Raw genomic sequence first — 24,914 nt, forward strand, 5'->3', positions numbered from 1 at the left:
GGGCCGGGGTTGGGGGTGGCTGCGGCGGTCAGGCTTGAAAGGACGTACGGGCTGAACGCGCGGCGTCACCCCCATCCCAACCCTTCCCCCATCGAGGGGGAAGGGCTTTAGGGAGCGGAAAGGCGATGGAAACCGGCACACACCTCGGAAGCTGAAAACGTCCCCCCTCCGGCCCTTCGGGCCGCCTCCCCCAGAGGGGGAGGGTCTTCAAAGCGAGCCGAACAATCGCGCCTGCAGCGCATCGCGCATGGCGCCGAACAGCGCCTCGCGGTCGGCGGGGGCGGCGAAGCGGAGTTTGCCGATCAGGCCGCCCATCAGGGTGGACCAGACCATGGCGTCCAGGCCGTCGGCGTCGTTGACGCCCTGGCGGCGCAGCATGCGCATCGAGGTGGCGCCGCGGGTGGCGCGGACGGCGGCGGCGAGCGGCTGTAGGGCCGGCTCGCGGGCGGCGGCCAGTTGCAGGGCGCCCAGCGCCCGCACCCGGGCCGAAAAGCCGCCGGTCGGGGCCATGACGGTGGCCACGCCCGTGTCGTCGGACGAAGCCAGGACCTCGGCCCGCACCTGGCGGTGAAGCTCGACCATCGCCGCCTCGACGAGGTCGGCCTTGGTGCGGAAGAAGTAGGTGGTCGCCGCCAGCGACACCCCGGCCCGGGCCGCGACGTCGCGCTGGGTCAGGCGGGAGACGCCCCGATCGGCGATGCCGGCGATGGCCGCCTCGACGATGCGGCGGGCGGTCTCGTTGGCGTGCTCGCGCTCGGGCAGGACCTCGTCGGGCGCGGGGCCGGGCGGGACGGGCTCGATGGCCCCCTTGCCCAGCCGCGCGCCAAGGCGCCGGAAGGCCGGGACCAGCCACAGGAGGCGCTCGCCGGCGTCGGGCTCGACATGCAGCAGGGTGCAGAGGCCGACCGCGAGGCCGCCCCAGCCGTCGGCCTCGATCTCGGACGCGCCGAGAACCAGCGCCGTCTCGCGCCAGAAGGCGAACTCGGCCTCGCCGCCCTGCCCGGCCGCGGCTTGCAGCTCGAGATCACCGCCGACCTCGGCCTCGATCTCGAACTCGCCCAGCAGCACGAAGCCCAGGCGACCAGCCTCCAGCCGTTCGGCGACCAGCAGGGTCATGCGGTCGGCGAGGCTGTTCCAACGCGGGCCGCGCGAAAGGCCCGCGGCCAGCGCCTCTCGCCGCGCCGCGGCCTCTTCGAGGGCCAGGGCCTGGATCCGCCGCAGGAAGCCGGCGCGATCGCCAAAATGGTAGTTCACGGCCGAGGCCGCCGCGCCGGCGCGGGCCGCGGCGGTGCGCGCGCTGACGGCTCCCAGCCCCTCTTCCAGGGCGATGCGGTAGCCCGCCTCGACCAGTTGGGCGGCGGAATCCAAGTCTGCGACGGCCATGCCCGTGTGTGGCTGGACAGCCGTTCAAATGCAAGTCTGGACAAGCGTTCAAGTTGCGCACCACCTGGAGCGAGAGCGAGATGGAACGCCACACATATTGTGCAATAAATTCAGTCATATATTGCACAATACATCAATCCGTCGCCTAAATTTCACGACAGTTTCACACGGTACAATCGTTCAAATTGCTATCCGCCCCTCGTCTTCATCGAGGGGAAGCCATCATGACCCGCGCCCGCCGGAGCGCCGCCAAGGCCCTGCTGCTCACCACCGCCGCGCTCGCCTTGCCGATCGCCGCCCATGCCGCCGACGCGGCCCAGCCCGCCGCGATCGCGGCCACCGCCACGGCCACCGGCCGGGTGGTCGGCACGGACGGGGCCTATCTGGTCGCCGCCGAGGTGTCGGCCCCGAAGCTGGGCCTGCGCACCACCACCGACCGCGAGGGCCGCTTCAGCCTGGCCCTGCCGGCCGGCGCGCAGACCCTGCTGGTGCGCTATCCGGGCCTGCCCGACCGCTCGGTCGAGGCCGGCGCCGGCGCCGGCGCCGCGCCGATCACCGTCAGCTACGCCGACGCCCAGGAGATGGAGGCGCTGGTGGTGACCGCCGGCCCGATCCTGGGCTCGCAGGCCGCCGCGATCGCCCAGCAGCGGGCCGCCGACAACATCATGAGCGTGGTCGCCGCCGACGCCATCGGCCGCTTCCCCGACCAGTCGGCCGCCGCCGCCCTGTCGCGCATTCCCGGCGCGGCCATCGAGCGCGACCAGGGCCAGGAGCGCTATGTCCAGCTGCGCGGCGCGCCCGAGCGCTGGACCGTGGTGTCGATCGACGGGATGAACGTGCTGGGCGCAGAGGAGCGGGTGTTCCGCTTCGACTCCGTGCCCGCCGTGGTCATCCAGTCGATGGAGGTCAACAAGACCCTGACGCCGGAACAGCCGGCCGAGGCCCTGGCCGGCCGCATCAACATCGTCACCGCCTCGCCGTTCGACCGCCGCGGCTTCCACGTCTCGGGCGACCTCGGCTACGGCGAGATGGCGCTGGGCGACGGCCCGCAGCGCCAGGGCTCGATCCGGGGCTCGTGGTCGAACGACAAGTTCGGCGTCGTGGCCGCGCTGGCCCACTACCGCCGCAACCAGACCACCGACAACCGCGAGATCACCTGGAACCGCGACGGCGACCTGAACACCGTCGACGACTTCTCCTTCCGCTCCTACCGCCTGGAGCGCGAGAACAACGCCGCCCAGCTGGGCCTGGAATACCGCCCCGACGGCGGCGGCCGGATCTTCTTCAACAGCCTCTATTCGGAGTTCATCGACCGCGAGCAGCGCAACCAGTACGACTTCCAGCTGTCGCGCGCCCGCACCCAGACGGCGGCCAATCGCGGCCCCGACAGCGGTTTCGTCGACGGCGCGGCCTATACCGGCAGCTGGCAGTACGGCCGCTACTACAGCGACACCTTCGCCAACACCCTGGGCGGCGACCACGAGTGGGCCGACACCTCGATCAAGTGGCGGCTGAACTACACCCACACCGACGCGGGCGCCTACCTGCCGCTGATCCAGCAGAACTTCGGCCGCCTGTCGCTGGTCTACAGCGGCGCGACCTCGGGCATTCCGGACCTGGACCTCTACACGACCAGCGGCTCGGGCACGACCTATACGCGGGGCTCGGCGCTGGCGAACCTGCCGCAGACCGGCTCGCAGGCCGACGTGCTGATCCCGATCGTCTACAGCACCGACACCGACGCCTGGACGGGTCAGGTTGACGTGGCCCGCGACTGGACCTCGCTGGGCGCCGAGGCCACCTTCAAGGCCGGCGTGAAGTACGACATGCGCAAGGCGACCGGGAACACCTTCTCGGGCGTGCCGGGCGCGACGCCCATCCTGCAGAGCCTGGCGGCCCAGACCGGCGGGACCTGGAGCGTCACCCCGCGCATCACGGGCGCCCAGTGGACCAGCGACTTCGCGCGCGGCTGGGGCGTCAACTACGTCGACAACATCGGCCTGCGCCAGGACCTGGACACCCTGCTGGCCAAGGCCACGAGCGCCGGGCTCTACAACGCCGCGGCCGCCGTGCAGCCGCAGGACCGCTTCGCCGTCGACGAGAACATCCTGTCGGCCTACGCCCAGAACAAGTGGACCCTGGGCAAGTGGGAGGTGCTGGCCGGCCTGCGCGTCGAGAGCGTCGACCTGGAAAGCCGCGGCGTGGTGGCCAGCGGGTCGAGCCTGACGCCGCTGACGGCCAAGCAGAGCTATACCGACCTGTTCCCCAGCGTTCACGTCAACTACGAGGTCACCGACGACATCCAGGCCCGCTTCGCGCTCATCAGCGGCGTGGCCCGCCCCTCGTTCGGCGAGATCCGCACCAGCGTGTCCGTCAACGACGCCAGCGAGACGGTCAGCGGCGGCAATCCGGACCTGAAGCCCGAACGCGCCTTCGGCTTCGACACGGCGCTGGAATGGTACCTGCCGGGGGCCGGCCTGCTGTCGGCCTCGGCCTTCTATCGCCGGATCGACGACGTGCTCTACGACAGCGTCGCCACCATCCGCGACGACCGCTACGACGTCGGGACGCTGGACCGCACGGGCTATACCTACTCGACCACGCTGAACGGTTCGGACGGCAAGATGGCCGGCATCGAGCTGGCCTACATGCAGCAGTGGCGGTTCCTGCCGGGCCCGCTGAGCGGCTTCGGCTTCCAGGGCAACGTCACCTTCCTGGACGGCGAGTTCAAGACGCCCGAGGGCGTCAAGAGCGCCTTCCCGGGCCTGTCGGACACCCTCGTCAACGCCTCGATCTTCTACGAGAAGTACGGGCTGTCGGCGCGCCTTTCGTACCAGTGGCGCAACGACTGGCTGGACGAGCCGAGCGCCGACGCCACCGACCAGACCTACTGGGCGGCCACCGAGCAGGTGGACCTGTCGCTGCGCTACCAGGTGCGCGACGGCGTCACTGTCTACTTCGACGCCAGCAACCTCACCGACGAAACGGGCATGCGCTACCAGGGCCACGCCAACCGCCCGATCGAAGCCGAGGGCGTGGGCCGCCGGTTCATGGGCGGCGTGCGGTTCAACTTCTAAAGCCAGGACATAGAAACATGCTGATCCGCAACCTGCTGACGGCCGCCTGCGCGGCGGCCGTCCTCGCCGCCCCCGCCGTCCAGGCCCGCACCGCCGCCGCCACCGTGACCGAGGCTTCGGTCGTGCTGAAGGACGGCGCCTACCAGGTGGCCTGGAAGACCAGCCGCCCCGGCGCGCCGGTCGACCTCTATGTCGCCGCCTCGCCCGACGCCCCGCTGAAGGCCATGCGCAAGCTGGCCGACAACGACAAGGACGGCGCCGCCAGCGTCACGGCCGCGGAGGCCGGCGCCGCCCGCCCCTACTTCTACGTCGTCGCCGATGGCGAGAAGACCGGCCTGCGCACCGCCACCCGCGTGGTGCCGCTGCAGGGCGCGGCCAACTTCCGCGACCTCGGCGGCTATTCGGCCGCGAACGGCAAGCACGTGCGCTGGGGCCAGGTGTTCCGCTCCAACGGCCTGTCGACCTTGACCGACGCCGACTACAAGACCGTCGGCGACCTGGACGTGCGGCTGGTCTGCGACCTGCGCACCGACCAGGAGCGCAAGACCCAGCCCACCGTCTGGCGCGGCGGCAAGGCCGTGCCGGTGTTCCTGAACTCGCCCAAGGCGGGCCTGGACATGGACATGCGGGCGCTGTTCGGCGCCGGCCCGCCCAGCGCCGAGGCCGTCCGCGCCAACTTCATCGGCTTCTACAAGCTGATGCCGGAAGCCTATGCGGGCGAATACAAGGCGATGTTCGAGAAGCTGCTGGCCGGCGACGCGCCGATGCTGGTGCACTGCTCGGCGGGCAAGGACCGCACGGGCGTGGCCTCGGCCCTGATCCTGACCGCGCTGGGCGTGCCCCGCGCCCAGGTCACCGCCGACTACGCCATGAGCGAGACCCTGCTCGACACCGAAAGCGCCCGCCGGGCCATGGCGGCCGGCGCCAAGTCGGACGATCCGAACGCGGCGATGTTCGCCAAGCTGCCGCCGGAGATCACCCGGGTGCTGATGCGCACCGAGCCGGCCTATGTTGAAGCCGCTCTCGACGCGGTGACGGCGAAGTACGGCTCGGTCGAAGCCTATCTCGACAAGGTGCTGGGCGTCGACGCCAAGGACCTGGCCAGCTTGCGGGCCCGCTACCTCGAATAGGCAAATCCATATTGTGGGATTGATGCTCACAAAATGAATGGATAATCCTCCAGATCGCTCTATGGTCTGACCAATTCGACCAGGCTGCCTGACAGCTTCGCGATCTGGAGGAAACCATGCGGCTGACGTCGCTGCTGGCCGGCCTGGCGGCCGCCGTCTTGGCCACAAGCGCTTGGGCGCAGGACGCCTGGGTCAGCGAAAAGCGCTCGCCGGGCGCGTTCCCGATCGCCGGGTCCGAAATCCTCTATTCCGAAGACGACTTCCCCGTCGTCGGCCTGGCCGCCCGGGACCTGCGCGACGACCTGGGCGCGGTGATCGGCAAGACCCCTTCCCTCTCCACCGGCAAGCCGAGCGGCAAGACCGCGATCATCGTCGGGACGCTGGGCAGGAACCCGCTGATCGACGGCCTGGCGCGCGACGGCAAGCTGAAGGTCGGGGATCTTGCCGGCGCCTGGGAAAGCTTCGTCATCGCCGTGGTCGACAAGCCGGCGCCGGGCCTGGACCGCGCCCTGGTGATCGCCGGCAGCGACCGGCGGGGCGCGGCCTTCGGCGCCTATGAGCTGAGCCGCGCGGCCGGGGTCTCGCCCTGGACCTGGTGGGCCGACGTGAAACCCCAGCGAAAGAAGGCGCTGTACGTCGCCGCCGATGCGCGCCGGTTCGGCCCGCCGTCGGTGAAGTATCGCGGGATCTTCATCAACGACGAGGACTGGGGGCTACAGCCCTGGGCGGCCAGGACCTTCGATCCAGCCTATGGCGACATCGGGCCCAAGACCTACGAGAAGGTGTTCCAGCTCCTGCTGCGGCTGAAGGCCAACACCCTGTGGCCGGCGATGCACGAGGTGACCAGGCCCTTCAACGCCGACCCGGCCAACGCGGCCCTGGCCGACCGCTGGGGGATCGTCATGGGCTCGTCCCACGCCGAACCGATGCTGCGCAACAATGTCGGCGAGTGGAAGGCCGGCGCGGAGGCCTTCAACTACGCGGCCAATCCGGGCGGGGTGCTCGACTACTGGCGCGAGCGGACCAAGGCCAACGGCCGCTACGAGAACGTCTACACCCTGGGCATGCGGGGCATCCACGACTCCGGCATGGTCGGCGGCGGCGATATCGACGGCCAGCGGGCGCTGCTGGAGAAGATCATCACCGACCAGCGCGGGCTGATCGGCCAGTATGTCGACCCCAAGGTCGAGACCGTCCCGCAGGTGTTCACCGCCTACAAGGAGGTGCTGGACATCTATCGCTCTGGGCTGAAGGTTCCCGGCGACGTCACCCTGGTCTGGCCGGACGACAATTTCGGCTACATCCGCCAGCTGCCGAACGCCGACGAGCGCAAGCGGCCGGGCGGATCGGGCGTCTATTATCACCTGTCCTATCTGGGCGCGCCGCTGTCGCAACTGTGGCTGTCGACCGTGCCGCCGGCCCTGGTGATCGAGGAGATGGGCCGGGCCTGGGACCTGGACGCCCGGCAGCTGTGGGTGGTCAATGTCGGCGACATCAAGCCGGCCGAGCTGGGGACCCAGCTGTTCCTCGACATGGCCTGGGACGTCGAGCGCGTGCGGGGGCTGGGCGCCCACGGCTATGAGCAGGCCTTCGCCCGCGAGACCTTCGGACCCAAGCAGGCCAAGGCGATCGCGCAGATCCTGGCCGATCACCACCAGCTGAACTTCGAGCGCAAGCCCGAGCACCTGCAATGGTTCTGGGGCAAGGGCTCGACGCCGCGCTCCAGCCCGCTGTCGGTGGAAGAGGCCGATGCGCGGCTGGCGCGGTTCGACGCCCTGGTCTCCAAGCTGGACGCCGAGGCCGCCAAGATCCCCGCCGAGCAGCGCGACGCCTGGTTCGAGCTGGTGGACTATCCGGTGCGGGCCGCGGCCCTGGCCAACCACCGGTTCTTCGACGCCGAGGCCTTCGACCGGCTGATCGGCGAGCGGCCGGACGAGGCCCGCGCCCGCGCCGCCAAGGCCCGGGCGGCGGACGCGCAGATCAACGCCCTCACCCGCCGGTTCAACGACGAGATCGCCGGCGGCAAGTGGCGCGGGATCATGTCGGTGGAGCCCGCCGACGGCTCGTGGACCTCGTTCCGCCAGCGGCCGTTCGCGGCTCCGGCGGCGGATGCGACGTCGCCGCGCCTGGCGCCGGCCCCGGTCGAGGACCAGGGCCTGATCGTGGTCGAGGCCGAGACGGCCGGCGGCAAGGGCTGGCGGCGGATCGACGGCCTGGGGCGCGGCGGGGCGTCGATGGCGGCCGGCGACGTGCGCGAGGCCTCCACCGACGGCGCGGTGCTGGACTATGCGATGAAGCTGCCGGCCGGGGCCTGGGCTCTGGACCTCGACCTGCTGCCGACCTTCCCGCTGAACGGCCAGACGGCGCTGCGGCTGGCGGTCAGCGCCGACGGCGGCGCGCCGGTGAGCGTGGCCGCGCCGCGCAAGGTCGGCGACAAGGCCTGGGCGCAGGGCGTGACCGACGGCCGCCTGCGGGTGGGCTCGGGCCTGACGCTGTGCGGCGGCGAGCGGAGCGTGCGGGTGACGGCGGTGGATCCGGGAGTGGTGCTGGACGCGCTGGTGCTGACGCCCGCGGGGGCGTGCCAATAATGATCCTTCTCCCATAGGGAGAAGGTGGCCTGCGGAGCAGGTCGGATGAGGGGTTAGGGACGGTTGACGGCGTGCCGGCACGCCGGTTGACGTCGTAGCCCCTCACCCTCCCACGCTTCGCGCGGGCCCCTCCCTCTCCCCATGGGAGAGGGATCAGAACGCGGCCTCGAAGGCCTCCAACTCGCGCTCCAGGCGCCACTGCATGGCCGCCTTCAGGTTCTTGTTCAGGAACACGTCGCAGGCCGCACCGGGCTTGGCGCATTCGGTCGCGCCGCGCAGGCTCCTGCCCGGCAGGAAGGCGTATTCCAGGCTGTCCCTCGCCATGGCCTTGAGGTCGGCATAGCGCAGGCCGTGCTCGGTGGCGGCCCGGACGTATTCGTTGGTCAGGTCGATGCGCGAGACGCCCTCGTCGTCGGTGGACAGCACCACCGGAACGCCGGCCTGGCGGTAGAGCGACAGCGGGTGGTCGGCGCCCTTGACGCCCAGGATGACGTCGTTGCTGGTCAGGTTGATCTCGACGGCGACCTTGTCGCGGGCCATCTGCTTGAGAAGGCCCGGCGCGTCGTGCTCGTAGGCGATGTCGACGCCGTGGCCGATGCGCTTGGCGCCGGCCACCATGACGGCCTGGTTGATGTGGAAGGTCAGGTCGCGCGGCGGCGTGAGGCCCAGGGAGAGCTCGCCGGCGTGCAGGGCCATCGGGACCTTGGGATAGCGGCCCGACAGGTACTTCAGCATCCTCATGTGCAGGGCGTAGTCGCCGAGCGAGACCGGGTGGTCCTCGGGATTGACGATATTGACCCCGACGAAGCGCGGGTCGGCGTCGACCAGGGCGAAGGCGGCGGCCATCTGGGCGAAGACGAAGCCGGCCGGCTGGGCGCGCTCGACGAAGGGCTGGAAGCGCACCTCGACCGCGCAGGGACCAGCGGTTCCGCTGTTCTGCGCGCAGTCCAGGCGCTTGTCGGCCTCGGCGAGCGCGGCGTCCATCTCCTTGCGCGAGGCCTCGACCATGGCCGGCAGGCCGGAGGCGAAGGCGGCGTAGGTCCTGGCGAAGTCGCCGGTCCAGCGGCCGGCCTCGCGCTCGGCGAAGGCGCGCATGGCGTTCGGGTTGGCCGAGCTCTCGACATAGGAGACGCGGTCCTGGGCGGCGTATTCGCGGGTGACGGCGACCATCGGCCCGATGTTGGGCACGGCGGCGGCGGCGAAGCGCTCGAAGGTCGAGAAGAACTGGTCGTGGCCCGAGGCGGCGGCATGGTCGGCGCCGCGGTCGTAGTTGCGCACCGACAGGCTGTCGATCACCCGGTTGTAGAGGGCGGGGTCGCGACGGGCGAGGCCGGCGGCGGGCACGCTCGCCTTGCCATCACAGGGCGCGGCTGTGATCGCCGGCGGCGTCGCGGTGGAGATGCAGAGACCGCCCTCGCCCGCCCAGGCGATGAAATCCTCGGCATAGGGCGCGCCCCACAGGTGATTGTGCAGGTCGCCGCCCTTGGGCATGGCCTGGAGGAAGAGCCGCAGCCTGGCCTTGTCGCCGGCGGCGGCGTCGAAGGCGGCCGATGCGCGCGCCTCGGCGTCCGAAGAGGCGGCCTGGGCGGGCGAGAGCGTCAACAGCCCGGCCGCCATGATCAGTCCGCTGGTCAGAAACCACTTTCGCGCGCGCATCGTCCGCCCCCAGATCCTTTCCGCCTACCCACGATGATTTGCGGCGTTTGGCAAATCGCGAGCGGCGAAAAGGATCGGAAGGCGGCCCCCCCTGGATCAGGCTTCCAGCACGGGGAAGCGCTGGGCCGCCTTGGCGCTGGTCGTCGAGCCCTCGGTGGAGCCCTCGGCCAGAGCGGCGACGCCCACGCCCAGCAGCCAGCCGGTCAGCAGCAGGCCAAGGCCGCTGTTGAAGGCCTCCAGCGCCTCGCGCACCGGTTCCATGCCCGGCTTGGTCAGGTCGAAGTCGGCCTGGCCGACGGCGCCGCCGGTGATGCTGCTGGTCCAGCCCGAAGAGGCCGCGTCGTTCTCGTGGATGACCAAGCCGTCGTCATGGGCCGCGTCGAGGGCGTAGCCGCTGCTGCCGAGGGTGACCGAGAAGTCGCCCTTGGTCTGCTCGCTGACCCCGTCGATGACGATGGCCTGGTCGCCTTTCGTGACCACCACCTGCTCGGCGTAGGTCATGTTGTTCCACTTCGAGGTCTCGGTGTTGATCGTGATCTTCGTGCCGTTCTCGAGCTGGAAGGTCGTGGTCCCCCAGAAATCGCCGATGTGCTCGCCGTTGTAGCTGACGTGCGGGTCGCCCCAGACGCGGGTGGCGTTGCCGTCGGCGTCGCGGACGATGATCTCGGAATTGGCCTCGTTGATCGACAGGGTGTAGCCGTCGCCGATGTCGATCTCGGCCTTGCCCTCGCCGGGCATGCTGGCGGTGAACGGCTGCTGGGCGGGGGCGGGCTGGAACAGCCCGGCGACCATCGCGCCCAGGGTGAACTGCATGGCGCCGAAGGCCTTCAGCGATTGGCCCAGGCCCGCGCCCACGCCGGTGAGGATCGCCGCGTTGAGCGCCGTGTTCAAGGCGCCGTTGATGGTGGTCATCGCTCCTACCCCTGCTCGATCGGACAGCCGCCGGTTGCGGCCTGCGACGAAAGGTGGCGCCAAGCGGGGCGGTCCAGATAGCTGGGGCGTATCCCATCAGGGAAAACCCTAGGTCGGCGATCCGAAAGGAACCTCCCCCTCTCGCGCAGCGATCGGTGGGGGGAGTCAGTACGAAATCAGCCAGCGCCTCGACAGCTGAAAACGTCCCCCACCGGCCTTCGGCCGCCTCCCCCGGAGGGGGAGGTTCCCTTTCGCCTACCCCTTCCCGTCCAGCCCCCGCAGCACCTGCAGGATCACCGTCGGCCGGGCGCCGATCTCGTTGAGCAGCAGTTGGACGAGGCCCGTCAGCATGGCCAGGACCACGGCCGTGGCGATCCACGACTTGATGGCCAGGCCCAGGGAGAAGACGTTCAGCTGCGGGGCGTAGCGGTTGATCAGGCCAAGGCCGCCGTCGACGAGGTAGAGCACGATCAGGGCCGGGGTCGCCAGCATCACCGCCATCACCATCAGCCGCGAGAACTCGCCCTCGAACAGCGACAGGCTGCGTAGGGACAGCACCGGGGTCAGGCTGCCGATCGGCCACACCGCGTAGCTGTCGAGGATCACCCCGACCATCAGCAGCAGGCCGCCCGAGAACATGAAGACGAAGTTGGCCAGGCGGCTGAGGAACTCGCCGGTCAGCGAGGTCTGGTGGCCGCTCAAGGGGTCGACGACCTGGGCGATGGTGGCGCCGACCTTGGCGTCGATGATCTGGCCGGCCGCCTCGAGCGCCCACAGCATGGTCCCGAAGAAGAAGCCGATGACCAGGCCCACCAAGGCCTCCTTGGCGAAGATCATGATCCACTGGACCGTCGGCAGCTCCATCTGGGCCAGCTGGGGTTGCAGCGTGATGACGATGATCCCGAAGGCCAGGAAGATCGAGTTGCGCACCAGGGCCGGCACGGTTTCGGGCGACAAGAGCGGCAGCAGCATGAAGGCGGCCGCCACCCGGGTCGCGCCGACGGCCAGGATCAGGGTGTTCTCGAAGATCGCCCCGAGCCAGTCGGGCGCTCCGGTCATGCGCCCCCCGTCATCTGCGGACCATGGCCGGGAACTCGGTGAACACCCGGTCGCCGAAGCGATAGAGCGTGCCGCCCAGCAGGCTGGCGGTGACGAAGATCGTCAGCACGATGGCGAAGAACTTGGCCGCGTACTGCAGGGTCTGCTCCTGCAGTTGGGTGGCCGACTGGATGACCGCCACGAAGAGGCCCACCAGCGAGGCGGCGACGATCGGCGGGGCCGACAGGATCAGCACCAGCCACAGGGCCTGGTTGACGAGTTCGATGGCCTGGGCGTTCAGCATGGCGCGGCCCTCACGTGTAGGACAGCACGAGGCCGTGCGAGAGCTTCACCCAGCCGTCGATCAGCACGAACAGCAAAAGCTTGAACGGCAGCGACACCGTCGTCGGCGACAGCATCATCATCCCCATGGCCAGCAGGATGTTGGAGACCACGAGGTCGATGATCAGGAACGGCAGGAAGATCAGGAAGCCGATCTGGAAGGCCGCGGCCAGCTCCGACACCGTGAAGGCCGGGACGACGACGATGAAGTCGCGCTGGGTCAGGGCGCGGGCCTTTTCCGGGCCGTTGATGCGCTGGGCGGTCTTCAGGAAGAAGGCGCGCTCGCGCGGGGTCGAGTGCTTGATCAGGAACTCGCGCAGCGGCTCCTTGGCCTTGTCGGCGTAGGTGAACAGGGCCTGGGTGTCGCTGCTGACGGCGGCGATCGGCTTCACGTCCTGGTTGGCGGCGGCTATCTGCTGGCCGACCGGATACATGACGTAGAGGGTCAGGATCAGGGCCAGGCCGTTGAGCACGATGTTCGGCGGCACCTGCTGCAGGCCCAGCGCATTGCGCAGCAGGCTGAGCGTGACGACGATCTTGGTGAACGAGGTGACCATCACCGCCACGAACGGCGCCAGCGCCAGCAGGATGACGGTGATGAGGGCCGAGCCCGGCGAGAATTGCGTCAGGTCCATCGGGGCTCAGCCTTCGCCGCCTATGGTTTCCACCAGCACGCCCCAGGCCTCGCCCACGGGCACCAGGCGCCCCCGGGCGATGGCGCGGTCGCCAGCCAGCAGCACGGCGGGGGCGTCCTCGCGCGGGCCGGCCAGCACGACGGTGGAGCCGGGGCGCAGGCCGGCCAGCTCCGACAGCGGCAGGCTGGCCTCGCCCAGCAGCACCTTCAGCGGCACGGGCAGATCGGCGGGGGCGACCGGGGCGGCGCCGGTTTCGGTATTTGGAGCCGCGTCCTCGGTGGGGGCGACGGCGATGTCGAGCGGCGGAGCCATGGCGCTCTCCTCGATGGCGTTGAGCGTGAAGCGGCGGTGGGAAAGCTCGAACCGCCCGACGAGGCGACGGTCGAACAGGGTGAGGCTGGCCAGGCCCGGGCGCGACGCCGACAGCGGGGTCAGCACGATGTCGCCCGGCCGCAGGGCGGCGGCGGTCTGGGCCGGCAGCTCGGGTCCGTCGAGCACCAAGGGCCCGGCGGCGGGCACGGCCAGGTGCGCGCCAAGGGCCCAGGGGTCGAAGATCGGCTGCGGCCAGGCGCGGGCGGCCTCGGCGTCGACGGCCAGGACCAGCCGGGCGAAGGGCGCGCCGTCCTGGGTCTCGACGGCGATCGACAGGGCCAGCAGGCCGTCGGGCGCCTGCGCCTCGACGCCCAGCGGCGACAGGCTTTCGGTGGTGGCGGCCTCGATGGCCGCCAGGACCGGCTCGACCCGGTCGAGGGCGACCAGCAGCTCGGCGTCGTCGGCCGGGACGAAGGCGGCGCCGGACAGTTCGCGGATCGCCAGGCGCAGGCTCGGCTCGTCTTCGCCGAACAGGATCCACGGGCCGGCGCCGACCTCGGCGTCGAGGGCGACGCGGGTGACGAGGCCCGGCGCGCGCAGGGCGGCCAGCACGGCCAGGGCGTGGTTGCGGGCGACGAGGCCCGCGAGGTCGGCGGCGGACGATGCGCCCTCCCCCGTCCCAAGATCGAGAGAGGCGGTCATGCGTCGTCGTCCACGGTTGCGGTGACGGCCATGCGCACCAGCCGGGTCAGGCTGGTCGCCTCCATCTTGGTCATGATCCGCGAGCGGTGCAGCTCGATGGTCTTGGGGCTGATGCCCAGGTCGTAGGCGATGACCTTGTTGACCTTGCCGGCCACGACCAGGGCCATGACCTCGCGCTCGCGCTCGGTGAGGCCGGCGACGCGGCGGGTATAGGCCTGCTGGCCGGGCGTCTGGACCGGACGGACCTGGGCGAAGGCCCGCTCCAGGGCCGCCTCGAGCGCGGCTTCCTGGAAGGGCTTTTCCAGGAAGGTGACGGCGCCCTTCTGCATGGCCTCGACCGCCAGGGGCACGTCGCCGTGGCCGGTCATGAAGATCACCGGCCGCTCGCAGCCCCGGGCCTTCAGCGCGTCGAGCAGTTCCAGCCCCGACATGTCGGGCATGCGCACGTCCAGCAGCAGGCAGGCGTCGGCCGGCGGGTCGCCGGCGTCGAGGAAGGCCCGCGCGCCGTCGAAGGTCGAGACGGCGTAGCCCAGGCTTTCCAGCCACCAGGCGGCGGACTGGCGGAACTCGCCGTGGTCGTCGACCAGGCAGACCGCCCCCAGGGCGCTGGGCTCGGGTGTCGGAATAGAGGGGGTGGTCATGGCTCCTCCTGGCGCGCCGCGGGCAGCGCGATGTGGAATACGGTCCCCCCCTCGGGATCCGGGGCGTGCCAGAGACGCCCGCGATGCAGTTCGACGATGGATCGGCAGATCCCCAGGCCCACGCCCATGCCGCCGGGCTTGGTCGAGAAGAACGGCGAGAACATCTTGCCCTCCGCCCCCGCCTCGACGCCCGGGCCGCTGTCGGCGACGGTCAGCTCGACCATGCGATCGCTGCCCTCCATGGGCGCGGCGGCGATGGTCAGGCGACGGGGACCCGGCCGGCCGCGCATGGCGTCCAGGCCGTTGCGGGCGAGGTTGACCAGCACCTGCTGGATCATCACCGCGTCGCCCAGCACCGGCGGCAGGGCGGCGAACCGGGCGCGGGCCACGACCTTGTCGCGGGCGATCTCCCAGTCGAGCAGGTCGAGCGTGGCGCGCACCAGGCGGGGCAGGTCCAGCGGCTCGACCTGGGGCTGGCGCTGCTCGACGAAGGAGCGCATGCGCTGAATGACGCCCGAGGCGTAGAGGGCCTGCTCGGCGGCGCGGTCCAGGGCCTCGACGCCCTCCTCCTTCGACAGCGCCCCGCGCGACAGCCGGGCCTTGAGCCCCCGCGCGATATTGGCGATCGAGCCGATCGGCTGGTTCAGTTCATGGGCGATCATGGTCGCCATCTCGCCGACGGACATGACGCGCGAGGTCAGCAGCAGGCGTTCACGGTCGGCCAGGCGGCGACCTTCCGCCTCCTGGCGCTCGGCGGCGCTGGACAGGATCAGGCAGATGCGGCCGTCGCCTTGCGCGGCCCGGGCCTCGAAGGCCTGGCCGTCGAGATCCAGCGGAATGAGGCCGCCCTCCCCGCGCCGCGCGGCCTCGACCGCCGACAGCAGGCCGCCGGTCGGAACCTCCCCGGGCCGCAACCCGGGGGTCAGCCGCGCGAAGGCCGGCGAGCGCCAGGCCAGGCGCAGCGCGGCGGCGTCCTCGAAGGCGGCGACGGCCAGCCCCAGGACGTCCAGCGCCTCGGCCTCGGGCGATTGCGACAGGAGCGCCGCCAGGCCCATCATGCGACACACTGGCCAGCTAGGGAAAACCCGACTGGCGGGCGCGCGTTGTCTTTCGTATCGAGAGACTGAAGGAGTTCGCCATGTCCGCCAGCCGTATCGACGCCCCGTCCGTCTCCGGCGTCTGGAGCCACGGCCTTTCCGGGATCAGCCCGGCGGGCGAGCCCTCGCGCGCCCAGGCCTTCGGCGACTTCTCCGGCTTCTCGCGCCATGACGGCCGCATCGGTCTTTCCGGCGCCGCGCGCGACCTGGACGATACGGCCCGCGCCGTGGCCGATCGCCTGACCGACACCCGCGACAACGGCTTCATCTAAGGCTAGCGTCGCGGCGTGAACGCCGACCGCATCCTCAAATCCGAGCCCGACTGGTTCGGCGCCGCCCAAGCGCTGGTCGAGGGACTGCAGGGCCAGCCGACGCTGGACCGCCGCGTCGACGTGCTGGAGCGCGTCTGCATCGACCTGGGCGATGCGCTGTATCCCGGTTTCGCCAAGCTGCTGGCGGCCGTTGCCCATTTCGGCGAGCCGGAGGTCAAGGCGCTGGTCGCCGATGCCCTGGCCCAGGCCCTGCTGACCGCCCGCCTGCCCGCCGCGCGGGTGCCGGCCTGGGGCGCGGGCGGCTTTGCGGGCCTGGCCGGCGGCGGCCCGTTGCTCAGCAACAGCCGCAAGGTCGGGCCGCTGGAGTTCCTGTGCGTGTGGCTGGTGCGCGACATCGCCGACGCGCCGCTGGACGCCGAGGCCTTCGAGACGGCGGCGACCTACCTGGTGGACCTGGTCGGCGCCTCGCCCAAGGCGACGGCTCTTTATGTCGACAAGCTGCGCGCCGACGCGGCCGACCCGACCGAGGGCCTGCACAACGCCCAGAGCCGCCGGCTGATAGAGGTGCTGGCCGAGCGCTGGGCCGCCGGCGATCCCCCGGCCGAGGTCGCCCGCGCCGTGGCCCGCGCGGCGGAAGCCGATCGGGGCGTGGGACGGTTCGGACTGCCGCTGCGGTGAGAGCGAACGCTCCGGCTCGGAGCCACTCCCCATAGATCCCGTCATTCCCGCCCTTGTGGCGGGAACCCCTCTATCGGCCGCAGGTGCGGATGGGGCGGCGTGCTGAGCACGCCGCTTGCAACGCCCGTGCAAGCGGAACCAGGGGTTCCCGCCACAAGGGCGGGAATGACGGGCGTGATTGGAGTGATGGGGAGAGGCGCGCAAGCTCAACGCACCCTCCGGATCAGGCTTTCCGGATCCAGCCCGTCGTCGGCCTCGACGAAGAGGTCCGCCAGCGCCAGGCCGCGCACTTCGAGCCGCTTGCGCAGGGCCTCCAGCGCCTTGGTCAGTTCGGGCGTGGCCTCCGGGCGGGCGGCCAGGGTCAAGGACAGCGAGCCGTCGGGGGCGCGCGACAGGCCAAGGCCGGTCAGCAGCGAGGCCTTGTCGGCCATGCCCAAGGCGAGCGTCTTGCGGTCACCGCCGGAGGCCAGCCAGGCCTTGTCCATGGCGGCGGTGAAGGCCTCGATATCGGCCGCGGTCGCGCCGGGCGACGACACGGGCGCTTCGACCGCATTGCCGGCCGACTTGCTCAGCGCCGACAGGGCGTCGACGCCCGTGGCCTCCTGGCCGCCGGCCAAGTCCTGGAAGTCGCGGGCCGGGCCCAGCAGGGCAGACAGGTCGACCTTGCCGTCGTCCTCGTCGCGTTCGGTTTCCTTTTCCCGTTCGGCGCGCGCGCCCTGGCGGGCCTGCGGCTCACGGCGCTCGGCGGCCTGCTGAAGCAGGGCCTGGAACTCCGATCCGCGCCAGGGCGTGGGCGGCTCGCTCGAACCACGCGGGCCGGAGGTGCTGGGACGCTCGGGGGCGGCGTTGTCGCGGATGGTGGTCATCGGAAGCTCCTGAAGGCGCCGGCGTCCTCGATCTCGAGCTGCTCGCGGGCCTCGCGGTCGGCGGCGACCAGGGCGCGGGCATGGTCGAGACGACCGTTCATGGCGTCGAAGCGGCCCTGGGCGCGGGCCAGGGCCTGAATGGCGGCGGCCAGATCCTCGCGGGCCAGATCCAGCGCCACGGCCTCCTGGTCACGCAGGCGCTGGTCGGCGTCGCGGGCCACGGCGACGGCCTCGCGCCGGGCCAGGGCGGACGCCACCAGATGGGCCGCGCCCGACAGGCCGCCGGCGAACCAGTCGTCGAGCCGGACCTTGGCGATGTCGTGGGCCTCGATCAGGCGGTCGCGGATCTCCAGCGCCTCTACGGCGTCGGCGACCTTGCGGCGGGCCTCGCCGGCCTCGCGCATGGCCTTCTCGACACGGCGCTCACGAAGCTTCACCACCGGAACCAGGGCCTGGACCTGGGCGCGGGCGGTCATGCGACGGTCTCCGCCAGCGCCGACAGCGCCTCGTCGAAGGCGACGGCGTCGTGCGCGCCCTGGCGCAGCAGGTCGGTGATGCGCGGGCGGCGGGCGATGGCCTCGTCGGCCAGGGGATCGCCGCCGGGCTTGTATTCTCCGATCTGGAGGAGGAACTCGATCTCGGCGTACTTGGCCATCCAGCCGCGCACCTTCATGGCGGCCGCCTGCTGCTCGGGCGAAGCGACGCGGGGATAGACCCGGCTGAGGCTGGCGGCGACGTCGATGGCCGGATAGTGCCCGGCCTGGCCGAGCTTGCGGGACAGGTAGATGTGGCCGTCGAGGATCGAGCGGACTTCCTCGCCGACCGGGTCGCCGCCCTCCTCGTCCTCGATCAGCACGGTGTAGAAGGCGGTGATCGCCCCGCCCTCTATCGAACCCGCCCTCTCAAAGAGCCGCGGCAGTTCGGCGAAGACCGACGGCGGAAAACCCCGGCGCACGGCCGGCTCGCCCACCGACAGGCCGATCTCGCGCAGGGCGCGGGCGAAGCGGGTGACGCTGTCCATCTGGAGCATGACCCGACGGCCCTCGGCCCGGAACCCTTCGGCGATGGCGGTGGCGACATGGGCGGCGCGCACCCGCTCCATGGCGGGGCGATCGGAGGTCGAGACGATGACCACCGAGCGGGCCAGGCCTTCCGGACCCAGGCAGTCGTCGAGGAACTCGCGCACCTCGCGGCCCCGCTCGCCGATCAGGGCGATGACATTGACGTCGCTGCGGGCGTGGCGGGCGAACATGCCAAGCAGGGTCGACTTGCCGCCGCCGGCCATGGCGAACAGGCCCACGCGCTGGCCCTCGCCCGTGGTCAGCAAGGCGTCGACGCAGCGCACCCCAGTCGCGAACGGCCGGGCGATCGGCGGGCGGGCCAGCGGATTGGGGGCCTCGCCATAGACGGGACAGGGGCGCAGCGGCCCGGTGATCGGGCCCAGGCCATCCAGCGGCTCGCCATGGGCGTCGAGCACGCGGCCCAGCAGCCCCTCACCTACCCCGATCTCGCTGCGGCGGGGGCCGGCCACCACCTCGGCGTCGACCGCCACGCCCTCCAGGCGCGACAGCGGGGTCAGGATCGCCGCCCCGCCGTCGAGGCCGACGACCTGGGCCTTCACGACGTGGCCGCCGGCGCGGTCGACGATCTCGCACTCCTGGCCGATGCGCACATCGAGGCCCGTGGCGCGCACCGTCGTGCCGAACGCCTGGGCCACGCGGCCGCGCCGCTCGACGGTGCGCGCGCCGCGCAGGACGTCGCGCAGGCGGGCGTCGTTGGCGACTTCGGAAGGCGGGGCGTCGAAGCTCATGCGGCGGCCTCGCCGGCCGGGGCGGCGAACACCGCCTCCAGGGCCCTAAGCTGGGTTTCGAGCCCGGCGTGGGTGCGGCCCGAGGGGGTGTCGAGCACGCAGTCGCCGGCCGCCACGTCGGCGTCGGCCATCACCTCGATACGGGCGTCGATCGACCACAGGCGGCGGGTCACCGCGCCGGCGGCCTCGGGCGCGACGCGGACGCGGATCGGCTCCTCGGGCAGCAGGTCGCGGGCCGCCTGCTCGGCCAGGGCGGCCAGCACCTCGTCGGCGGCGAGGCCCGCGGCGATGCGGCGGACGATGTCCAGCGCCAGGGCGCCGGCGCTGGCCCGCAGGCGGTCGCGCTCGACCTGGAGGGCGGCGTGGACGCCGGCCAGCACCTGGGCCGTCTCGCGGGCGGCGGCGGCGGTTCCCTCGGCATGGCCCTGGGCGAAGCCGTCGCGCAGGGCGGCCTCGCGGGTCGCCTGGCGCAGGGCGTCGAGGGCGGCGGTCAGCTCGGCCGCGTCGCGCACCGCGCCGACATCCTCGCGGCGGATCACCGGCTGGTCGGTCAAAAGCGCGCCCGAGGGGCCGGAAGACAGGAGCAGATAGGTCATGCGGCGGCCTCCAGCGCGCCGGCCTCGAAGGCCATGAAGAGCCCGCGCGCGGCGTGCGCCGCGCCAAGGCCCCGGTCGGGATCGATCGCCAGCGGGGCGACCTGGAAAAGCTCGGAAAGGCGGGCGACGGCGGCGGGACGGCGTCCGACCTCGGCCAGCAGCACGCCCGCCCCGAGCGCGGAAAAAGCCTCGTCGTCGGCCAGCGCGGCCTGCGCCTGCGGGATCGCCGCCACGAGCCCCGGCGGCGAGGCCAGGACCGCGTCCAGGGCCGGCTCGCCGATGCGGCGGGCCACGCGCGCCAGGCGCCTGCCGTCGATGGTCCGCTGGAGGACCTCGGTGCAGGCGGCGGCGGCGGCGAAGTCGGCCAGGCGCGCGCGGCGTTCGACCGGCCAGGCCGCCCAGTCCGGCGCGGCGGCGACGTCGGCGAACGCCAGCGGCGTCTCGGCTCGCCCGTTCAGGCGCCGCGCCAGCCGCGCCGCGCGCGGGCCGACCGGCGCGGGCGCGCCGATCGCGTCCAGCAGGCGGGCCTGGGCGACCAGGCGCTGGCGGTCGGCGCGGGCGTTCATGCGACGGGCGTCCCGGTCTCGGCCAGGGTCTTCAGCTTGCGGCGCGGCTTGCCCCGGCTGGTGCGGCTGAAGACATAGGCCCCCACCCCGCCGATGGCGGCGAGGATGGCGATGGCCGGCATGGTGAAGGAGCGGATCGGCGAGACCGGCGCGGCCGCCATCACCGGCTTGGCCGGGAACATCACCACCGTCACCTTGTCGTAGGGCAGGCCCTCGATGGAGTTGGTGACCAGCGCCTTGATCGAGCCCACCTGGCCGGAGAGGTCGACGTCGGGGTTGTGGCGGATGAACACCGAGGCCGAGGACGGCTTCTGCTGCTCGGCCAGGGGATCGGCCTCGGGCACGGCGATGTGCACGCGGGCCTGCACCACGCCGTCGATCGACGAGATGGTCTGGCTCAGCTCCTGGGACAGGCCGTACATCAGCCGGGCCCGCTGCTCCATCGGCGAGGAGACGAAGCCCTCCTTCTTGAAGACCTCGCCCAGGCTCTCGAACTTGTCGCGCGGATAGCCCTGGTCGTGCAGGACGGCGACGGCCGACGAGAACTGCTCGGCGCGGGTCTTCAGCGCCCAGACCTTGCCGTCCTTGCTGCTCTTCGAAGCCGAGACATTGGCGTTCTGCAGCACGGCGACCATCTCGTTGGCCTCGCGCTCGGTGAGCCCGCCGTAGAGCTCCTTCTCGGCGCAGGCCGACAGGCCCAGGGCCGCGGCGACCAGGACGGCGGGCAGGATCTTGCGCATGGCCGCCACCCTAGGCTTGCTGCCGGAACAGCTGCTGCAGGCCGTCGGACGTGCGGTTGGCGATGTTCGAAGTCAACTGGCAGTTGAACATGAACTCGTGGCACTGGACGGTCAGGCCGATCATCTCGCCGGGCGTGATCGCCGCGCCCTTGGCCTCGGCGGCCTTGGCGTGGGCGGCCAGGTTCGAGGCCTGGCTGTTGACGAACTCCAGCTGATTGAAGACGCCCTTCATGGCCGGGGCCAGGGCTTCGGGGCCGCCGAGCCCCGCCACCTGCGAGGCGCCGGCGGTGTGCAGGGCGTTCTGGAACTGGACGGCGTCGGTGAGGCTGGCGCCGTAGCCGACCTGGGCCACCTGCGGCGCGGCTTCCTGGGGCATGGCCAGGGCGGCCGCCGAAACGGGATCGAAGGACATGGCGTCCTCTCCTGAAAGACGCGCTTAGTTCTTGCGGGCCATGGTTTCGAGGGCGCGGCCGACGCTGTCGACCGAGGTGGATTCCGAGTTGGCCATGAAGTTCATGCGCAGGCTCTCGGCGGTCAGCTGGGCCATGACCGAGGGCTTGTCCTCGCCGCCGGGGCCGATCTGGTCGGAGAGCTCGGTGATCTTCACGGCCTGGGCGTCGAGCACCTGGCCCCACGCGTGGGCCATCGCCTCGAACCAGCTGCCGGGGCGGTTCTTGTTGTTGGAGCCGGCCAGGCTGGGCGCGACGGAGGCGCTGCTGAAGCCGGAAATGCTGCTGTCGGACATGGTCGCTTCTCCTCGTATGGGATTGGAATTTCAGAACATCAGGCGGGTGGTGGCGCCGTCCTTCTCGACGACGACGGCCTGGCTCTCGACGCCGACGATGCGGTCGCCCGTAGGCAGGGTGGAGCCGGCGAAGTAGCGGGCGCCGTCGGCGGTGGCGACGTAGCCGGCGTCTCCGCCGACCACCGCCACCACGCGCTTGCCGGGGCCCTGGTCGAAGACCGCGCCGAAGCGGTCGCCGCCGGCGGCGCGGGCGACGTCGAGGTCGCGCAGGCCCTTGACGTCGTGCAGGGCGATCTTCTCGACCTTGGCCACCTCGTCGGAGGGGCCGGTGACCTGCACCCGCACGCGGCCCAGGCCGTTGGGACGGGCGGTGGCGGCCAGGCCGTTGGCCTGGAAGACGTCCTCGACGTTCTGGGCCAGGCCCTCGCTGGTGACGACCTCGACCCGGGCGGGCAGCTCGCGCGAGCTGACCAGGCGAGCCAGGCGGGCCTTCTCGGCGTCGCGGTTCAGCACCCCGGCGATGACAAGCTTGCCGTTCGCCTCGGGCTGCACGGCCAGGGCGCCGTAGCCCTCCTGGCGCAGGAGGGCGTGCACCTTGGAGGGACTGGCCTCCTGGTCGCCGAAGCGCGGCACGTTGGCCACCGCGTAGGTGACGCAGGCCAGGGCCGCGCCGAACACCAGGGCCGGCACGAGGTGGGGCGTGGAGCCGACCACCTGGACGCCGCGGTCGAGCGTGCGGCGCAGCAGGCTGCGGCCGTCCTCGAAGAAGTCGCCCTCCTCCCGCGCCGGCGCGGCGGCTTCGGCGGCCGGACCCGAGGCGGCCAGCAGCCGCTCGGCCTCGCGCCAGCGGGGGCTTTCCTCGCGGCCCAGGGCCAGGGCGTTGTCGCCGACGATCAGCGGCACGTAGCAGGGCAGAACCGCGCGGGCCGGGGCCTCCAGCCGGTGGCCGAGCATCTCGACCTGGCCGGAAACCACCTCGATCTCGGCGGACTCCTCGCCGGCGGTCAGGCGAACGCGCACGCCTCTGGCGCTGGGGTCGCGCAGGACGATGTCGGCGTCGAAGCCGTGGCCGAGCTCGGCGCTCTCGCCGGCCGGCAATGGCAGGACGGCGCCGGCGACGCGGCCGGACAGCACCTTGACGACCAGCGCCTCGGACGGCGTGGCGGCGGGAACTTCGGTCGGTTCGTCGGACAGCAGGGCTTGATCGGTCATGGGCCTAGCTCGGATTGGGGATGGGTTTCATCGTGCCGTAGGGTTCCGGCGCCGGGGGCGGCGCGGGCGGCAGCGGCTGGGCGGGCCCGCGCGGCGCCGACTTCGGCGGCGGCTTGCGGTCGGACGGCAGCTTGGGCGCGGCCGGCAGCGGGGCGTTCTCGAACCCGGACGCGGGCGCGTCATAGCGCAGGCCCGCCTGGGTGGTGGAGCGCGGCGCGGCGATCGAGGCCAGGCGCGGGGTGATCAGGAACATCCGCTCGATGCGGCCGCTGCTGCGCTGCTGCACCTTGAACAGGTTGCCCAGCACCGGGATGTTGCCCAGCACCGGGATCTTCTGCGAGCCGGTGGTGTCGGACTGCACGGTCATGCCGCCCAAGAGCAGGCTTTGGCCCTCCTGGATCAGGGCCTGGGTGTTGAGCGCGGCGCGGCGGACGACGGGGATGTTGTCGACGCTGGCGTTGGTCAGCGAGCCGTCCTCGATGGTCACCAGCATGCGGATGCGGGTCTGGGTTCCGTCGCGGGTGACGTGCGGGGTGACGCGCAAGGTGGTGCCGGCGGTGACATTGAAGAGGTCGACGTCGCGCTCGCCGGCCAGGCGGACGTAGAAGTCGCGGCTGTTCTCGAACACCGCCTCGACGTTCGACAGGGTGACGATCTGCGGCCGCGAGACGACCCGGGCCACGCCCTCGGTCTCCAGGGCGTTGAGGCGGGCGGCGAAATAGTCGCCGTTGCCGATGATCGTCGAGGCCAGCAGACCCTGGTAGGGCTTGGGCGAGGTGTTGCCGCGCACCAGGTTGCCGTCCTCCAGACCCGCCGGCGCATTGGGGCCGCGGCCGAACTGGATGCCGCCGTTGCCGTCGTCGAAGCGCCAGTTGACGCCCAGGTCGCGGGCCTTGGTGGTGTCGATGTCGATGATCGCCGCCTCGACCTCGAGCAGTTGCGGCTCGACGTCGAGGGCGCGGACCAGCTCCTCGTAGGCCGACATGCGCTCGGCCACGTCGCGGACGATGACGGCGTTGAGGCGGCTGTCGGCCTGCACCCGGATCGGGTTCTGCGGCGAGTAGACGCCGGTCTGCTCGTTGGCCAGCGGCATGCCGAGCGTCCCCTGCCCGTCCTGGCCGCCGTAGAAGGCGCCGCCGGGATTGGGCGTGCCCAGCGTCGCCAGGCCCTGGCCGCGCAGGCCCTGGACGGCGGCTGGGATCGGGGTCTCGCTGCGGGCGGCCGCGCCGGATCGTTCGTTGGGATCGGAGCTGACCAGCGAGCGGATGATCGAGGCCACGCCCGGAATGGTCACCTGGCGCGACCCCACCGTCAGGTTCACGTCGTCGGCCCAGCCGTAGCGCAGGTAGAACACGCGATATTGCAGGGTCGGCGAAGCGGCCTCGGCCTGCACCCCGCCGCGGGCCAGCTCGTCGACCTGTTGCAGGAAGCGCGGCGCGCCGGTGGCCACCAGCATGTCGCCGGTGGCGCGCAGGGTGTTGCGATTGTCGAGCAGGCCAAGCTGCCGGGCGGCCCGGTCGACCCGCCGCGAGGCCGAGCCCGAGATCGGGAAGCTTCGGCTGGACAGCTGGGCGGCGGTGTAAACATAGGCCGCGCCGCCGTCGTAGTAGGTGACGAGGTCGAAGGCCTTGGCGATGTCGGCGTCGATCTTGGCGGCCGGGCCGCGGAACACGCCGTTGATGGTGCCGGCGACCTGCGAGGAGATCACCACCGGCACGCCGACCTGATTGTAGAAGTTCTGCAGGAATTGGGCGATCGGCTGCTCGCGCGCCGTCAGGTCGACGCTGCGCGCGCCCAGCGGGACCTCGCCCGCCTGGACCTGGGGCGCCGTCGCGGCCAGGGCGGCGGCGACCGCCGCGGCCACGCCCATCCGGGCGGCGCGGCGAACAGCAGTTCTATCCTTCGGAAGCGACATT

General features: G+C 71.6%; 24 protein-coding genes. 5 read left to right on the forward strand and 19 right to left on the reverse strand.

Features of this window, described 5'->3' with window-relative positions:
• Nucleotides 1–207: 207 nt before the first annotated feature.
• Nucleotides 208–1,368 carry a TetR/AcrR family transcriptional regulator gene (locus DDF62_RS11725; RefSeq protein ID WP_208866852.1) on the reverse strand — a complete coding sequence of 387 codons (1,161 nt, stop codon included), beginning with the start codon at nucleotides 1,366–1,368 and terminating at the stop codon, nucleotides 208–210.
• A 239-nt stretch (nucleotides 1,369–1,607) separates the two neighbouring features.
• Here DDF62_RS11725 and DDF62_RS11730 point away from each other — a divergent pair, with 239 nt between their 5' ends.
• The 3 genes from DDF62_RS11730 to DDF62_RS11740 all read left to right on the forward strand — a co-directional run bounded on the left by DDF62_RS11730 (nucleotide 1,608) and on the right by DDF62_RS11740 (nucleotide 8,178).
• Nucleotides 1,608–4,460, forward strand: coding sequence for a TonB-dependent receptor (locus DDF62_RS11730; protein ID WP_116489283.1), 2,853 nt, complete (start codon nucleotides 1,608–1,610; stop codon nucleotides 4,458–4,460).
• A 17-nt stretch (nucleotides 4,461–4,477) separates the two neighbouring features.
• Nucleotides 4,478–5,590 (forward strand): tyrosine-protein phosphatase, encoded by a 1,113-nt coding sequence (locus DDF62_RS11735; protein ID WP_116489284.1) that lies wholly within the window; start codon nucleotides 4,478–4,480, stop codon nucleotides 5,588–5,590.
• Nucleotides 5,591–5,706: 116 nt separating this feature from the next.
• Complete coding sequence (locus tag DDF62_RS11740) at nucleotides 5,707–8,178, forward strand: glycosyl hydrolase 115 family protein (protein WP_116489285.1); 2,472 nt, start codon at nucleotides 5,707–5,709, stop codon at nucleotides 8,176–8,178.
• 153 nt (nucleotides 8,179–8,331) lie between these two features.
• Here DDF62_RS11740 and DDF62_RS11745 read toward each other — a convergent pair whose 3' ends face one another.
• The 8 genes from DDF62_RS11745 to DDF62_RS11780 form a co-directional block, all read right to left on the reverse strand.
• A complete protein-coding gene (locus DDF62_RS11745) occupies nucleotides 8,332–9,834 on the reverse strand; it encodes an adenosine deaminase family protein (protein ID WP_116489286.1) in 1,503 nt (500 codons plus the stop codon).
• Between the two features lie 96 nt (nucleotides 9,835–9,930).
• Complete coding sequence (locus tag DDF62_RS11750) at nucleotides 9,931–10,746, reverse strand: DUF1521 domain-containing protein (protein WP_116489287.1); 816 nt, start codon at nucleotides 10,744–10,746, stop codon at nucleotides 9,931–9,933.
• 255 nt (nucleotides 10,747–11,001) lie between these two features.
• Entirely contained in the window at nucleotides 11,002–11,805 is an 804-nt protein-coding gene (gene sctT, locus DDF62_RS11755; protein ID WP_101717476.1) for a type III secretion system export apparatus subunit SctT, read from the reverse strand.
• Nucleotides 11,806–11,815: 10 nt separating this feature from the next.
• On the reverse strand, nucleotides 11,816–12,088 hold the full coding sequence (gene sctS / locus DDF62_RS11760; protein WP_058348272.1) for a type III secretion system export apparatus subunit SctS: 273 nt from the start codon (nucleotides 12,086–12,088) through the stop codon (nucleotides 11,816–11,818).
• A 10-nt stretch (nucleotides 12,089–12,098) separates the two neighbouring features.
• Nucleotides 12,099–12,761 carry a type III secretion system export apparatus subunit SctR gene (gene sctR / locus DDF62_RS11765; protein WP_116489288.1) on the reverse strand — a complete coding sequence of 221 codons (663 nt, stop codon included), beginning with the start codon at nucleotides 12,759–12,761 and terminating at the stop codon, nucleotides 12,099–12,101.
• Between the two features lie 6 nt (nucleotides 12,762–12,767).
• Nucleotides 12,768–13,775, reverse strand: a complete 1,008-nt coding sequence (locus DDF62_RS11770; protein ID WP_116489289.1) for a FliM/FliN family flagellar motor switch protein — start codon at nucleotides 13,773–13,775, stop codon at nucleotides 12,768–12,770.
• Nucleotides 13,772–14,416 (reverse strand): response regulator transcription factor, encoded by a 645-nt coding sequence (locus DDF62_RS11775; RefSeq protein ID WP_116489290.1) that lies wholly within the window; start codon nucleotides 14,414–14,416, stop codon nucleotides 13,772–13,774. Before DDF62_RS11775 ends, DDF62_RS11770 begins: the two co-directional genes overlap by 4 nt.
• Entirely contained in the window at nucleotides 14,413–15,474 is a 1,062-nt protein-coding gene (locus DDF62_RS11780; RefSeq protein WP_116489291.1) for a sensor histidine kinase, read from the reverse strand. Before DDF62_RS11780 ends, DDF62_RS11775 begins: the two co-directional genes overlap by 4 nt.
• Nucleotides 15,475–15,554: 80 nt before the next feature.
• Here DDF62_RS11780 and DDF62_RS11785 point away from each other — a divergent pair, with 80 nt between their 5' ends.
• Complete coding sequence (locus tag DDF62_RS11785) at nucleotides 15,555–15,785, forward strand: hypothetical protein (protein WP_058348267.1); 231 nt, start codon at nucleotides 15,555–15,557, stop codon at nucleotides 15,783–15,785.
• A 15-nt stretch (nucleotides 15,786–15,800) separates the two neighbouring features.
• Nucleotides 15,801–16,463: a hypothetical protein gene (locus DDF62_RS11790; RefSeq protein WP_116489292.1), complete on the forward strand. Its 663-nt coding sequence runs from the start codon at nucleotides 15,801–15,803 to the stop codon at nucleotides 16,461–16,463.
• Between the two features lie 206 nt (nucleotides 16,464–16,669).
• Here the strand turns inward: DDF62_RS11790 and DDF62_RS11795 are convergent, their stop codons facing one another.
• Genes DDF62_RS11795 through sctC form a run of 10 tightly spaced genes read right to left on the reverse strand, consistent with a single transcriptional unit; the run spans nucleotide 16,670 to nucleotide 24,913 of the window.
• Nucleotides 16,670–17,329 (reverse strand): hypothetical protein, encoded by a 660-nt coding sequence (locus DDF62_RS11795; RefSeq protein ID WP_116489293.1) that lies wholly within the window; start codon nucleotides 17,327–17,329, stop codon nucleotides 16,670–16,672.
• Nucleotides 17,326–17,805: a hypothetical protein gene (locus tag DDF62_RS11800; protein WP_116489294.1), complete on the reverse strand. Its 480-nt coding sequence runs from the start codon at nucleotides 17,803–17,805 to the stop codon at nucleotides 17,326–17,328. Before DDF62_RS11800 ends, DDF62_RS11795 begins: the two co-directional genes overlap by 4 nt.
• Complete coding sequence (locus DDF62_RS11805; RefSeq protein ID WP_116489295.1) at nucleotides 17,802–19,139, reverse strand: FliI/YscN family ATPase; 1,338 nt, start codon at nucleotides 19,137–19,139, stop codon at nucleotides 17,802–17,804. Before DDF62_RS11805 ends, DDF62_RS11800 begins: the two co-directional genes overlap by 4 nt.
• Nucleotides 19,136–19,735, reverse strand: a complete 600-nt coding sequence (locus DDF62_RS11810) for a FliH/SctL family protein (protein ID WP_116489296.1) — start codon at nucleotides 19,733–19,735, stop codon at nucleotides 19,136–19,138. Before DDF62_RS11810 ends, DDF62_RS11805 begins: the two co-directional genes overlap by 4 nt.
• Nucleotides 19,732–20,301 carry a hypothetical protein gene (locus DDF62_RS11815; protein WP_116489297.1) on the reverse strand — a complete coding sequence of 190 codons (570 nt, stop codon included), beginning with the start codon at nucleotides 20,299–20,301 and terminating at the stop codon, nucleotides 19,732–19,734. Before DDF62_RS11815 ends, DDF62_RS11810 begins: the two co-directional genes overlap by 4 nt.
• Entirely contained in the window at nucleotides 20,298–21,041 is a 744-nt protein-coding gene (gene sctJ, locus DDF62_RS11820; protein WP_116489496.1) for a type III secretion system inner membrane ring lipoprotein SctJ, read from the reverse strand. The genes DDF62_RS11815 and sctJ overlap by 4 nt, the downstream gene beginning before the upstream one ends.
• A 10-nt stretch (nucleotides 21,042–21,051) precedes the next feature.
• Nucleotides 21,052–21,453: a hypothetical protein gene (locus DDF62_RS11825; protein ID WP_101712230.1), complete on the reverse strand. Its 402-nt coding sequence runs from the start codon at nucleotides 21,451–21,453 to the stop codon at nucleotides 21,052–21,054.
• A 24-nt stretch (nucleotides 21,454–21,477) separates the two neighbouring features.
• The gene (locus DDF62_RS11830; RefSeq protein ID WP_101717465.1) at nucleotides 21,478–21,786 is read right to left on the reverse strand and encodes a hypothetical protein; all 309 of its coding nucleotides are present in this window, start codon (nucleotides 21,784–21,786) and stop codon (nucleotides 21,478–21,480) included.
• A gap of 30 nt (nucleotides 21,787–21,816) precedes the next feature.
• Nucleotides 21,817–22,998 carry a SctD/MshK family protein gene (locus DDF62_RS11835; RefSeq protein WP_116489298.1) on the reverse strand — a complete coding sequence of 394 codons (1,182 nt, stop codon included), beginning with the start codon at nucleotides 22,996–22,998 and terminating at the stop codon, nucleotides 21,817–21,819.
• Between the two features lie 4 nt (nucleotides 22,999–23,002).
• Nucleotides 23,003–24,913 (reverse strand): type III secretion system outer membrane ring subunit SctC, encoded by a 1,911-nt coding sequence (gene sctC, locus DDF62_RS11840; protein WP_133244918.1) that lies wholly within the window; start codon nucleotides 24,911–24,913, stop codon nucleotides 23,003–23,005.
• Nucleotide 24,914: the final 1 nt, after the last annotated feature.

The sequence above is a fragment of the Caulobacter radicis genome (assembly GCF_003094615.1).
GTDB lineage: Bacteria > Pseudomonadota > Alphaproteobacteria > Caulobacterales > Caulobacteraceae > Caulobacter > Caulobacter radicis.